The 12,516-nt window shown below is 61.1% G+C and carries 12 protein-coding genes and 1 pseudogene; 7 read left to right on the top strand and 6 right to left on the bottom strand.

What is annotated here, in order from left to right; translation table 11 throughout:
* The first annotated feature begins 2 nt into the window (after window positions 1–2).
* Window positions 3–485 (top strand): nucleoside deaminase, encoded by a 483-nt coding sequence (locus ASF32_RS11930; protein ID WP_056428292.1) that lies wholly within the window; start codon window positions 3–5, stop codon window positions 483–485.
* A gap of 88 nt (window positions 486–573) precedes the next feature.
* Entirely contained in the window at window positions 574–1,959 is a 1,386-nt protein-coding gene (locus ASF32_RS11935; RefSeq protein WP_056428295.1) for an FAD-binding oxidoreductase, read from the top strand.
* 304 nt (window positions 1,960–2,263) lie between these two features.
* Here the strand turns inward: ASF32_RS11935 and ASF32_RS11940 are convergent, their stop codons facing one another.
* Both ASF32_RS11940 and ASF32_RS11945 read right to left on the bottom strand, forming a co-directional pair.
* Window positions 2,264–3,472, bottom strand: coding sequence for a DUF3829 domain-containing protein (locus ASF32_RS11940; RefSeq protein WP_244478034.1), 1,209 nt, complete (start codon window positions 3,470–3,472; stop codon window positions 2,264–2,266).
* Window positions 3,473–3,654: 182 nt separating this feature from the next.
* On the bottom strand, window positions 3,655–4,047 hold the full coding sequence (locus tag ASF32_RS11945) for a group III truncated hemoglobin (RefSeq protein ID WP_056428301.1): 393 nt from the start codon (window positions 4,045–4,047) through the stop codon (window positions 3,655–3,657).
* Between the two features lie 129 nt (window positions 4,048–4,176).
* Between ASF32_RS11945 and ASF32_RS11950 the strand changes: the two genes are divergently transcribed.
* The gene (locus ASF32_RS11950) at window positions 4,177–4,929 is read left to right on the top strand and encodes a sulfite exporter TauE/SafE family protein (RefSeq protein WP_056428675.1); all 753 of its coding nucleotides are present in this window, start codon (window positions 4,177–4,179) and stop codon (window positions 4,927–4,929) included.
* 53 nt (window positions 4,930–4,982) lie between these two features.
* On the opposite strand, the gene ASF32_RS11955 is transcribed toward ASF32_RS11950, so the two are convergent.
* Window positions 4,983–5,753, bottom strand: coding sequence for a potassium channel family protein (locus tag ASF32_RS11955; protein WP_056428304.1), 771 nt, complete (start codon window positions 5,751–5,753; stop codon window positions 4,983–4,985).
* A 194-nt stretch (window positions 5,754–5,947) separates the two neighbouring features.
* On the opposite strand from ASF32_RS11955, the pseudogene ASF32_RS26480 reads away from it, so the two are divergent.
* Window positions 5,948–6,046 (top strand): annotated as a pseudogene (locus ASF32_RS26480) (IS5/IS1182 family transposase); the annotation flags it as partial.
* A 234-nt stretch (window positions 6,047–6,280) separates the two neighbouring features.
* Here the strand turns inward: ASF32_RS26480 and ASF32_RS11960 are convergent.
* The 3 genes from ASF32_RS11960 to ASF32_RS11970 all read right to left on the bottom strand — a co-directional run bounded on the left by ASF32_RS11960 (window position 6,281) and on the right by ASF32_RS11970 (window position 7,997).
* On the bottom strand, window positions 6,281–6,538 hold the full coding sequence (locus ASF32_RS11960; protein WP_056428307.1) for a hypothetical protein: 258 nt from the start codon (window positions 6,536–6,538) through the stop codon (window positions 6,281–6,283).
* A gap of 154 nt (window positions 6,539–6,692) precedes the next feature.
* The gene (locus ASF32_RS11965) at window positions 6,693–6,965 is read right to left on the bottom strand and encodes a hypothetical protein (RefSeq protein ID WP_056428678.1); all 273 of its coding nucleotides are present in this window, start codon (window positions 6,963–6,965) and stop codon (window positions 6,693–6,695) included.
* Between the two features lie 507 nt (window positions 6,966–7,472).
* Window positions 7,473–7,997 (bottom strand): YetF domain-containing protein, encoded by a 525-nt coding sequence (locus ASF32_RS11970; protein ID WP_056428309.1) that lies wholly within the window; start codon window positions 7,995–7,997, stop codon window positions 7,473–7,475.
* A gap of 270 nt (window positions 7,998–8,267) precedes the next feature.
* Here ASF32_RS11970 and ASF32_RS11975 point away from each other — a divergent pair, with 270 nt between their 5' ends.
* From ASF32_RS11975 to ASF32_RS11990, 3 genes are all read left to right on the top strand, one after another.
* The gene (locus tag ASF32_RS11975) at window positions 8,268–8,501 is read left to right on the top strand and encodes a hypothetical protein (RefSeq protein WP_056428312.1); all 234 of its coding nucleotides are present in this window, start codon (window positions 8,268–8,270) and stop codon (window positions 8,499–8,501) included.
* A gap of 557 nt (window positions 8,502–9,058) precedes the next feature.
* Window positions 9,059–9,853, top strand: coding sequence for a DUF72 domain-containing protein (locus ASF32_RS11985; protein ID WP_082470238.1), 795 nt, complete (start codon window positions 9,059–9,061; stop codon window positions 9,851–9,853).
* Window positions 9,854–11,023: 1,170 nt separating this feature from the next.
* Window positions 11,024–12,343: an HlyD family efflux transporter periplasmic adaptor subunit gene (locus ASF32_RS11990; RefSeq protein ID WP_162239902.1), complete on the top strand. Its 1,320-nt coding sequence runs from the start codon at window positions 11,024–11,026 to the stop codon at window positions 12,341–12,343.
* Window positions 12,344–12,516: the final 173 nt, after the last annotated feature.

The following is a 12,516-nucleotide window of genomic DNA, read 5'->3' on the forward strand; positions in this document are numbered from 1 at the left end:
AAATGGCTCACGACCACACTGATTTCATGGCTCGGGCGATCGCGTTGTCCGAAAAGACCTCCCTGGTCGAGAGCGCCGGTGGCGTCTTCGGCTGCGTCATCGTTCAGGATGGCGAGATCATCGCCGAGGGCGCCAATCGCGTCGTCGCGGAAAACGATCCGACATGGCACGGAGAGATCGAGGCCATTCGCAAGGCCTGCAAGTCGCAAGGGACGTTCAAGCTTCGCGACGCGACGCTCTATACCAGCGCCGAGCCCTGCCCGATGTGTATGGCGGCCGCGTACTGGGCCGGCATCAAGCGGGTTTACTACGCCGCTCAGGTGGAAGACGCACTGGAATACGGCGGCTTCGACGACAGCATGATCTATGCCGAGCTCAAGAAGGATGTCTCCGAGCGTTCCATTCCGACAACGCAGATCATGCGCGCGGAAGCCGTCGAAGTCTGGAAGAAGTATGCCCAGAAGGCGGACAGAGTCCCCTACTGAATCCGACTCTCGAACGCCGATCAAAGCAAGATCCTCCGCCCGGATTGCTCCCATCCGGGCGGGCTCCTCCTTCATACTGCGTGACGCCATGAATATCGTTGGTCTGAGGGACGCCTGCAAAGGTGAGGTCTTCGCTGCGGGCGATGCGCAGTTCATCGAGGCGATCCATGGGAATCTCTGGAACAGGCTGATCCCGGACCGTGCCCCCCAGGCCGTCGTGAGAGCCGTGGACGAGGACGATGTCGTCGCGGCCGTGCGGTTCGCCCGCGCGAGCGGCCTGAAGGTCGTCGTCCGCGGCGGCGGCCATAACTGGTGCCAGCCCTCGTTGCGTCACGGCGGCATCCTGATCGATCTCTCGAATTTCACGAAAATCATCTCCATCGATGCCGATAATCTGAAGGCGGTCATCCAGCCGATCATCAGCAATCGCGACATTCAGAAAGCACTCAATCCCCTTGGGCTGGCCTTCCCCACCGGCCATTGTCCTCAGGTGAAAGCGAGCGGCTATCTGCTCGGTGGTGGCATGGCCTGGAACCCCACCGTCTGGGGGAGCGGAGCCGAGAGCGTCGAGGCGATCGAACTCGTCACGGCACAGGGCGACTTGATCAAGGCGAGCGCGACCGAGAACACGGATTTCTTCTGGGCCGCCCGAGGAGCAGGCTCCGGATTCTTCGGGATCGTCACGAAATACTTTCTCAAGCTTCATCGGCTGCCCGAAGCCATGCATGGCAGCACCTATTACTATCGGCTTGAGGACGCACCGGCGATCGGAACCTGGCTCGGCACGATAGCCCCGAGCCTGTCTCCCGCGGTCGAACTGAGCCTGTTCGTCGTACAGGCGCCACCGGAGTTGAGAGGACAGGCCGCCGCTCGGGACGGCTGGCTTTGCATGGTCACGGCGACGGCGTTCGAGCAGACACCGCACGCCGCGGAGGCCGCGCTGCAGGCGCTGGAGCACGCTCCGATCCCTCCGCTTTCGTCGTCGTTCGCGACGCCCGTTACCTTCGAGCAACTGTTCGATGCGTCAGGATCCTTCTGGCCGGAAGGTGCCCGCTCTCGCGTGGAGGCGACCTATTCCGATCACTCTCCGGGAGAGTTGGTGCAGGCCATCCTGCACCTGCTTCCGAGCGCGCCTTCCGCGACATCCGTCTTCTTGTTGACCATCTTCTGCGGCCCCAATGTCCCGGCCGCGCAGAAGGACATGGCCTATTCCGTCTCCTCCAAGGTTTACGGTGGCCCGTGGACCATGTGGTGGAAGGCCGAAGACGATGACGCCAACACCGAATGGCATCGCCGTATCACGACGACCTTGCGCCCTTTCAATACCGGATATTATATCGGCGAGACGAACACGGTCGAACAGCCAAGCAATATCCCCCAAGCCTTCACCCCTGAAAAATGGGAGCGGCTTTGTGCCCTGAGAGATAAGCACGATCCAGATCGCGTCTTCTTTGATTATTACGATGGATTCTGATGAAAGTTGAATTTTATTTATGTTTTGATGCTGCTTTATGATTAAAAATACGAAAGATTGTCAACGATCTGACGCGGCGTTGCTTCCACCTGTTCACCGACATCACGCATCACCGATTGGAGGTGATGAGTCTGGTCGAGCGTAGCCCTCCATGTAGGCGAACACGTTGCGTCAGGCCTCGTCCCGGGCCGGCCATCGTCGCGGGTAGACGAGGCCCGACCTTGAGGTCGTGGAAGAAGCTTTCTGACGTGACGGTCGAGACGTGAGACGTCCGGGCGCTACAGCCATTCTTGTCCGCGCGGCATCAGCCCGGACGGACGCGATCGTCGTTCTTCTGGCACGATTCGAAATCCCGCACCGAGCGATTGTAGGTCTCGTTGAAGCGTTGCGCCGGCTGGCTCGGGTCGCCTTTCGCGCGAATGTCACGTGCCACATCCCGGCCATGCCCGATCAGGCTCGCGACCGTATCTGTGTAGCCCGTGCAGGATGAGTCGGCTTTCGGACTCATGCCGTCGAAGGTCGTGCCAAGCTGCCGGTTGGCGTTCGATACCTCCCCCAGCGCCGCCAGAAAGGGCGCGACATCTGCCTTCGGTCCCAGTGACTCGAAGCGCCGCACGGCGCGTCGCAAGGTAAGGCTCGTCGAGAGAAGACGGCGCGCCGGCGCGTCTTCCGGAAGCGTCGCCAGGCGCCGCTCGTCCCGGGCAATCTCACGCTCGAACAGCGCGGAGCCGTAAGTTTCCATCGCTTTGGCGGCGGCCTCGACACGGGGGACGAGGACCGCGTTCTGCTCCCGTGCGAATTTATAGCCGTCCTCCTTGAATTCTCGCGTGGTCTGATAGCGGGTGAGTGCCTTCAGCGTGGGGTTGAGCTCGCGCAGCGCCGCGAGCAATCGGGCGGCCTCGGCATCGATCTCGGACACCGCTCCAGGCAAGGCGATGGCCTTCTCCAACTCGCCGATGACTCCATCGAAATCCACGATGCCGAAATGGTACCACGCATTGGCTCCGAGCTTCGTGCCGAGCTTGAGCACCCGCTCATTGTCGCGGCGATAATCGGCGAGTTGCTGCTCGAGAGGGTGGGACCGGACGAGATGGTTCTGAGCCTCCGTATAGGCATTGGCCTTGGCGAGCGCCTGAGCCTCGGGGGTCGGCGGCGGCGCAGTGCGGGTGGGCGCACCAGTGCTTCTCGGTGGTGACGGTGGGGTTTGCAACAGAGCCTGCGAAGCTGAGGGCGCTGCCGGAAAATCGCATTTGAAGGCATCGATCAGGCTTTTGCGTACGGCCTCGTGAGCCTGGGCACATTGATAGGCCACGGTCGGCCGAGCCGTCTCGTTACGCATGACCGTGTCGCGGAAGCTCTCCCGCATCGTGTTGATGCCCTGTCGAATGCCTGGGCGGGCCGCCTCCGGAACTCCAGGGCTGGCAGCACACCGGGCATATGCATCGAGGAACGCGTCGCAGCTCTCCACTCCCACCGGCGTCACCGGCGTGATGGCGAAAGCAGGCGTCGTCAAAATCCCAAGCAGAATGGCCGACACAGCGGCGGCGGCGCGACGCGGTCCTGTATGATGCATTCGTGCTGAGCCGCGCATTCTCATTCCTTGGGTCGAAGAGCCAGTCGGGCCTTTAAGCAGTCAGCGACCACTTCGTTGCAATACGCTGAGGGTAGCTCTCGCTTTTGCAGCGGTCCGCGAATTCAGGTCTCCGCCCGCGGGATCCCCGGACGGAAAAAAAGACCCGCTTGCAAGCTGTCGCCGATGCGGTGAGCACGCTCCACGAGGATCGTCGCGATGTCAGGTGGGAACTCCTCGTTCGCCGCTTGTTCGAACAGCGCGAGCCAGCGGGCGAAATGGGCTGGCGTCAGATCACCGAGCCCCTGATGCTTGCCGAAGGGATTACCCTTGTAACGGCCGGATTTCAGAAGCACCGAGGACCAGAAATCCTGAATGACAGCCAAGTGGCGGGGCCAATCGTCATTGGCGATGACACGGGCAAAAACCGGCCCGATGAGGGGATCGCGTTGAACTCTGGCGTAAAAGGCACCAAGGAACGCGTGCAAGCTCGCTTCCGTAAGGGTGTCTTCCGTCATCTTGCCCTAGCCCATCGCCCTGCGTGAAGTCGCGTGCACAACGCTCCTGTTTTCCATATTGTGCCGTGACGGCGCCAGGGTCAGGGGCGAGGCAGGCTGGGCCTCATGCCTTTGGATCTCCCGGTCATCATGCCCCTCGCCCTCGAACCGTTCCCTCTCGCTGTCGCAGCCTTCGCTTTCTTCCTTGCCGGGTTCGTCAAAGGTGTCGTCGGGCTTGGCCTACCGCCTGTGGCCATGGGGTTGCTCAGCTTGGTCATGGCACCGGCTCAGGCCGCCGCACTCCTGGTCGTGCCGGCCTTCGTGACGAACATCTGGCAGCTTGCGGCCGGTCCGCGCTTCGGGACGCTGGCGCGGCGCCTCTGGCCGATGCTCACGGCGAGTGTCGTTGGGACCCTGGCGGCAGCTGCGCTCCTACATGGAAATTTCGGAGGCGGGGCCATCGTTGCTTTGGGCCTTGCCCTGATCGCTTCTGCGATCCTCGGGCTCGCGGCCCCCCGCCTGAGAGTCCCACCGAGGACCGAGCGCTGGCTGGCACCTCTGGCTGGGGCGACGACAGGATTGGTGACGGCCGCCACGGGTGTCTCCTCGATTCCCGCCGCACCGTTTCTCGCCGCACTGGGCTTCAATCGGGAGGATCTCATCCAGGCCCTTGGGCTATCCTTCACGGTGTCCACCGTGGCGCTTGCCGTCGCCCTGGCGGGTAGCGGGATCCTGAACCTCGGCATCGCCAGTGTCTCGGCGCTCGCCCTGGTCCCTGCCCTCCTCGGCATGAAGCTGGGTGGTTGGGTGCGCGGCCGTGTGAGTGAGCCCGTCTTCCGACGCTGCTTCTATCTCGGGCTGTTGGGGCTCGGGCTCCACCTCGCGTCCAGGGCACTTGTCTGACATGTGAGCCCGGTGGACCGGTGCGGCATCTACGCGACCACGCCGCCTTCCGGTCAGTACTCTCCCTCATCGGGAATGCTCAGCACGGTCCCGCAGGCCTTGCAGTGAACCGCATCCGGCTCGTGCCTTTGTAAAGCGCAGGCCGGACAAGGATGCCTTACCTTGTTGGGACGAAACAGAACTTGAGCGAGGCGCAGAAACAGCGTCACTCCGCATATCATCACCACGACGGACAGTAAGCGACCAGACGTGCCAGGCAAGGTCACGTCGCCATAGCCGGTGGTGGTGAGTGAGGTGACGGTGAAGTACAAGGCATCGACGTAGTTGGCGATAGCCGGATTGGTGCGGTGCTGAGTGGCGTATACCAACCCCGTCATCACGAAGACGAACACCGAAAGGTTGGCGGCGGCGAGGATCACCTCCTCGTTGCGGCGGAAAAACCCGCTATCGGAGCGCAAGCGGTCAAGGAGTTGATAGGTCCTCAGCAGCCGTAAGGTTCGCAGGATACGCAGAAACCCGGCCCCTTCGCCGACGATGGGGGCGAGGAACGAGACCAGTGCGGCGATGTCGGCCCAGGTGGTCGGACGGAGTAATTCCCGCCAGCGGTGCCGTTCGATGGAGAATCGGGCGACGAAGTCCGTGAGCACTGCAAGGCCGACGAGGACATCGAGTCCCTCCACGACCGGCGCCCTTGGCATGAACGACGACACCACAATGAAAAGGATCGTCGCGATATCGAAGACAAGCAGGCCGTAGCGAAATCGGTGTGCCCTGTCGCTATCGCCCTCGTACAGGTCTCTGAGACGATGCTTGATCGCTTCCATAAAGGTTTCTACCCGCCCCAGCCTTCGTCGTCCCGTTCCACTTACACATGTGTCTGAAGGAACGTTCCGCAAAACGTCCGGGCTGGCGCTCTGCCATGGCTTGCCCCCCCTGAAACATGGTCCGTCCTCGGACCTGGCCTCGCCCGAACGGATTGCAAAGTCTGACGTTTTCCCGTTTCAGGTGAGGAGACGTGGTGCTGTCGGACGGACAGGCGATGGAGTTGGCGCCGTTTATTTCGGCCTGTCGCCCGAAGGCCAAGATGCGGCCCAAAGCGCTTCGGCGCACGATCTCGGGGTCCTGTCCCGGGCAGGCGAACCGCCACGGCGTTCTGTCGCGCGATCCGCAGGAAGGGTGACGAATTAATCCAGGCCGGCGGCCCCGAGGCCCTAACACACGAAATCGCATTTATCCGCGAACTGGCCCCAACAAGGCCGACCCTCGCGAGGCCAACATCACCGAGGCATGGACCGGCCTCGCGGGGTGGTTGTCATGAGCGTCCCACCGACAGAGCGATTGACGGCTACGCCTACCCCATCAACGCCTTCTCGAACGAGTGGCCCAAGCCGTTACCGACATCGGTCTCATCGCCAAGCAGGCGACGACCGGATGCGATCACCTGCACGGCTTGGCGGCGAGAACATTCCTGCCGGGCAACGACTTCAAGGTCTCGCATATATTCGATCACAGGCTCTCGCGCTTTGGGTGCCCGACCAAACACGGATGTCACCCTCGCCTCTACGAGGCCGGGGATCGCTTCCCAGAATTCCCCGGACCGTTCGAGCATGGCGACTTCTCCCGTCAGGTCAGAAGAAAGTGTGTCCACCTTAGGGTCGCCACCTTCATTCACACAGGTTGATACCCAGCGGGCCCGTCGGATCTCACACACAAAAACGGCGAGGCTCTCGCCCCGCCGCCAACGACAACCGTTCTCAGCAAGCTTAGCGGTTACCGCCCGAGGTGCGGCCATACTGCCAGACCGGGAAGCTGTTCTGCTCCGCATTGCCTTCCTGAGCGGAAGTGCGACCGCGGCTGTACCCGATCGATCCGGTAGTCAGATCGTCATCGGCCGTGACACGGCTCGGGGCGGAAGAGGTCACCTCATAGGCCGGAACTTCGCCACGTGCGAGATAGGTCTTGGCAAGGGCGGGCGAAGCAACGGCGCTGACGCTCAGGACGACAGCAGCAACAGCAGACGTAATACGAGTGTTCATGGCACAATCCACTTGGGTTTGCGCGGTCTCCGTCGAATGGCGGTTGGCCGTGACTTGTTCAGTGACCATGATCTAGGCCCGCCTCGCCCGGCACGCCGTGCGGTTCGGCACTCGCTCACACGCCAACCCGCTCTGGATCTCAAGCATGCCCCATCCTGTCACATGCCGTGCCCCACCGGCGTTGCTGACATGGAAAGGCCCCGCCGATTACCGACAGGGCCCGTCCGATCGAGTTGCACAACGCGATCGTCCTTAGGAGGTGGTGTGATGCGATGCGCGAAGGGTCGCCAAAATTGACCGTCTAGGGCCGCCGTCAACTCGGCCGGTGGTCGTGGCGGTTTCGGACCGAGTGCCTTCCCTGGCCCGCTGGGGCGACGGGGCAGCCATCCAGCTCCGCCTGAATGCAGCGAACCCAAACTCCGCTGCGACAATTCGTGCAGGAACGTGGAGAGCGGACATGCTCGGTGGCTACTGGTCTGCCGCAAACCCCGGCTTGTGGCGCTCGGTCTAGATCGCGCCTCTGGCTTTATCGTCCGGTGGCTTGGCCTTGGTTTCATCCGCCGGGATGATGCTGATACGGCCATCGGCTTCGATCGAGGCTTCCTTGATGCATGCTGGGTCATCGATCCCCTGATGTCTGAGCTGGCTCATCAGTTCCGCATGAGTGATCATGGCTTGGCGCATGTTCTTCCAACAGATTTCGCCATCTGCCACCAATCGCAGGCGCTTGGGTACGATGAAATTTTCGAAAATTGGCAATCGAAAGCTCAACCAATCGATAGCATAGTTCCAAAACACGATCGTCAGAACCAGCAGGATGCCTTCTGTCAGAGACTTGTATTCATTAGAAAATGCATTCTGCGACACATCTGCAATCAATACGATCACAAGGAGGTCGGCAAGACCTACAGCGCCAGCTTGCCTTTTCATAACGAAGCGCATGATGATAAATAGCATCAGGTACATCACAGAGCCACGCAGAAGTATTTCAAGAAGCGAGTGCTCCGGTACGATCATCGCGCGCCAATCCATCGTGCTTTTCTCCTCGGCAGCCAAGGTACAGGGCTGAGTTCCATAGGATCGCTCGCTGGCCCCGTGCGAGCCACGTTTCTCGATGTGGCAACCGTCCGTAAAAATAGCTCGCAATCGATAGTCAATATGAGCTGGAGCCCTGCGAGCCGAAGGGATGGCGCATTTTTGGGCCCGCTAACACACAGAAACCATTGTAAGAACGTCGATCAAATCAACACGACGTCTACGATGGCAGAGGTGTAGGACCGATCGATGACGACGAGGAAACCTATGACGAGCGACAACTTTATCCGGGACCAAGTCGGTCACCTTATTGCCTTTCAGGAGCTCGAGCATCTCACCGGGCGGCGGTTCTCCGAGACCGAGCTCGCGAAGATGGAAGAAGCGGCACAAACCCAGGGGCACACTCTAGAGGAGGCACTTGCCAGGTTCCTCCACGCCTTGCGCAGCATTAGCCAGGACGACCTCGAGACGATTGTTAAGCTTCGGGGGGCACCTCACTAAGAGAAGAGTTCGTTGCAGACCTTACGTGTCAGAGTCCCTCTCCTTCTGCCGGATCGCTTCCACCAAGTGCTCGTTCTTTACGGGCCCGTGCAGGCCGTGGTGGATCTCGCGGTGGCAGCCTGGACAGACAACTCCTACGAACCGTCGATCGTCTGGACCGCCGTCGCTGAACCGCCGAGTATGATGGGGCTCAAGGTAGGGCTCTCCCCGCAGAGTGACGAAGGGTGCAGGCTGATTGCAGCTCTCACAGATCCCGGCCGCTTGAGCGAGGGCGTAGCGACGGACAGCTGCCGAGCGTCGGTAAAGGCTTCGGCGAGATTCAGTGCCAGCGACCTGGGGCGTCAATCGAGCTGCATCCAGAGCGCGCGAGCGGACGACGGCTAGATCGACGTCGACCTCCTCGGCCTGCTCCTCTCCGACCTCGAGCGGCTTGTCACCGACACTGGCTAGGACGAACTCGAAGACGATCGCAGAGCGTTGGGTGCCTTCTCGATCAGGAGCTGGCTCGGTGCTGTCGCCGGCGCACTCGAACTGACCCAGGAACCGCACGCCCTACCATGACGGCAGAGAAACCTCGGCACGCCGACCATGTTAATGAAGCTGTTCGAACGCATTGTGAGCCCGAAAGCGTGGCCTTCATTGGAACTGCTGGGTGGAATGTGCCGAAAGCCTACGCTGGTGCGTTTCCGGCCGTTGGAAGCCACCTACAGCGCTATGCCCAGCGCCTCACCGCCGTGGAGATCAATACGTCGTTCTATCGCCCTCATCGTCTCGCCACCTACAAGCGATGGGCCGAGGCCACGCCTGAGCATTTTCGCTTCGCCGTGAAAGTCCCGCGCATGATCACGCACGAGCTGCGGCTTGGGAATGCCGACGCCCCGCTACAGCGATTTCTGGATGAGATCGCTGGACTCGGCCCGAAGCTCGGCCCGCTCCTGCTTCAGCTACCGCCGAGCCTTCGCTTCGACGATCGGACGAGCGACCCGTTCCTGCGAGCATTTCGGCACGCCCATGGCGGCAGCATCGTTTGCGAGCCGCGGCATGACAGCTGGCTGGCGCCAAGTGTTGATGCGCTGTTGACGAAACTTCGTATTGCCCGTGTGGCAGCAGATCCGGCACCGATGCCGGGCGCAGACGAGCCCGGTGGCTGGCAAGGCCTACGCTACTATCGACTTCACGGCTCGCCGAAAATCTACTACTCCGCTTACGAGCAGCACGCCCTCGACGCGATGGCTGACCGCCTCGCCGCAGACGCGACGCGGGGATGCGAAAGCTGGTGCATCTTCGATAACACTGCCACCTTCGCCGCGACCGGCGACGCGCTCTCGATCCTGGAGCGTTGGGCGTCCTAGCGTCGTCTAGTGAAGTTCACTCCGCAACCTAGAGCTGCGCCCGACCACGTTGGGTCGGGACACATCTCTAAGTCTCTGTTTTGCCGCGCTCTTTTTCGCCGAACCGGCATCCACTTCGGCGGCGAGCGCTCTAGCGACACTGTGAGGCGCAGATTGCCACCCCGCATTCTGGCCGCATCGCGTATTGATCGGATGCATAGGCGAAATGCCGCCCCTACCAGCGACCGCAAAATTGACCGCCGAGTTGGATTGCCCTTGTTCTCAGCGAGTTAACTGGAAAGGCCCGGGCGCTCAGAGCATATCTTCAACCTATAGAGTGTACATGTGGCACATATTGCGCCACCACCGGCAAGTCGGACTACGTAGGCAATTCGCGCCATAAATTTTCAGAAAAGTGAATGAATTAGTTAAGGAACGGTTTTTGTTGCGATGCCGTTGAATAATTCGCTGATGCCGAAATCCTGGCGCAGCGCACAAAGGCGGCGCGGAGACAGGTCGCCTCATAGATTTATAATGCAACTAATTGGGCGCACTTGCAACAAAGTGCGCTCTTGCCTTGGGTTAACGAGATTAGTCAGTAGAACTAGCGATCATCCGCCTTATCAGAGGCGTTGATCCAGCCGTACAGTCGTGCGTGATAGCCCTCTAAATAAAACGGCTAAACTTCTGTTGAGCATGCCAGTTAGCCGCAGGTTGCCATTTGGTTAATTTACTATTAGCCATCTTAAATTCATCGAATGAGCCAACGCCAGGCAGCATTCGGGCCTAAACCACATCTAATACTCCGCGATTGCGTCTGCGCCCATGTTGGACGCCTGGATCGCTGTGCCATTAGTCGCTTGGAGCCAAGTATAGATTTGCTTGGATCCTTGGCGTGCCTGTCACTCATGCTATCTACTTAAGGAGAGTCCTATGCAGCGACCCGTGCCGGCCTCCGCGTCCCTCGTTGGCCAGAAACCAAGTCATACACGGATGGTGCGAGTCTCAGCATATTCGGTCGCAACCGTCCTCGCCCTACTGATGACTACGGCGACCCTACCGCCCCTCCTCGCTGATCAGTCGGATCGTGCCGTCATCAACGCGCCAATTAGCTTACTGACGGCGCCCATTGCCGGGGAGATGACTAAGGTCTCTGCCACCATCGGGCAGCACCTCGGCCCCGGAGCACCGGTGGCGCGCATTCAGAACGTTCGCATCGACCGCACGACGCTGATTACTCTTGATGGCAAAGTTGACGAGTTGCGCGGCTCTCTCCTGGCAGCGCGGCAAAAGAGGGAGTCCGACGAGACCTACGTAGCGGCTCTTGATGCCGAGATTAGGCGTCAGGTGGAACAAACTGTCGCTAAGCTCGACGGAGAAGTGGCTGAAGCTCGCGCCCGCGTGGGGTCAGCAGATGCCGAGGGTCAATCCACCAAGGCGGTGGTCGACCGCCAGCAGGCCATGGTTGATCGCAACACCGCCAGCCTCGATCTCCTGCGTCCGACTCAGCACAAGCTCGAAGCCGCTCGCTTCGACAAGGAAGCAGAAACGGCCAAGCTGAACCAGAAGTTGGCGGAGCTCAGTGCGGTCAAGAAGAGCGTCTTCGTAGGCAACCAGTCCAATAGCCTGGCGGTGCTGACTCAGAAGCGGCGGGATCTTGCATTTGATGCCCAGCGGCTTGCTATCGAGGAGGCACAACTCTCCACAAGTCTGAAGGCGCAAGAGGCGTTGCTCGTCGCGGAACGCAAGCGCCTCGACAGCCTTGCCGATGCGGAGATGCGGGCCATGAACGGTGGTGTCGTCCTCGGACTCGGTGTTGCGGAAGGGCGTCACGTCAACCCAGGCGACTCGGTGGCGACTTTGGTCGATTGCGATCAATCCTTCGCTGTCGGGATCTTCTCCTATCGCCAAGCACAAGAACTGGCAGTTGGAACGCCGGTGCGAATTTCGGCGGCGGGCAGCAGCATTCCCGAGCGCGGGTGGGTCAGTGAGATTCTGCCGAAGACCAGCGACAAGACCGATCAGCAATACGCGGTGCCGTTCCCTCAAACCGAGCGGCGCGAGATGTATGTGCTCGTAAGCCTGGACCGCGACACGCTGCCTAACTCGGACAAGACCGCTTCCCCCACCGAGGCCGCGCGCCGCACCACGCCGTGTTCGGTGGGCCAGTGGGTCACGATTACCCGGGAGAACGGTTGGGTTCCATCGGCTTCTGTGGCCTGGAAGGCGGTTGCGTCTGGGGTTACGGGGCCGGAGATCAAGGCGGCCTGGGCTTCTCTGGCCACGACCGTCAACGGGACGGCGGTGCAAGCCTCCGATCTCGTGAGCCGTGGTGTGAACTCGCCGGCGGCGAAGCAGGCATGGGCCTCTGTGGCGAACGGCGTCACGCAGGCGGCAGATGCAGTGGCGAATGGGGTCAAAGACCTGTTCTCGAAAGGTTCGACCGCCCCCGCGAACGGTAAGACGGCACAATCCGCGCCGCGCCAGCACAGCGCCGAGAACACCCATTGACCCGGCCGCATCCGCGCGGCGGATCTGTGCTGGCTCTGACCGTGGCAGCGCTGCTCCTGGTCTCGCTCCGGCCCATGGAGGCGGAGTCCTCGCCAGGTAGAGGCCAACGTGCCCCTTTGCCGTTGGCGGGAACGCTGTGTCACTCTCTATCTGAGGCCGTCGACACGACGGGA

Origin of the sequence: Methylobacterium sp. Leaf91 (genome assembly GCF_001422815.1) — a bacterium.
Lineage (GTDB): Bacteria > Pseudomonadota > Alphaproteobacteria > Rhizobiales > Beijerinckiaceae > Methylobacterium.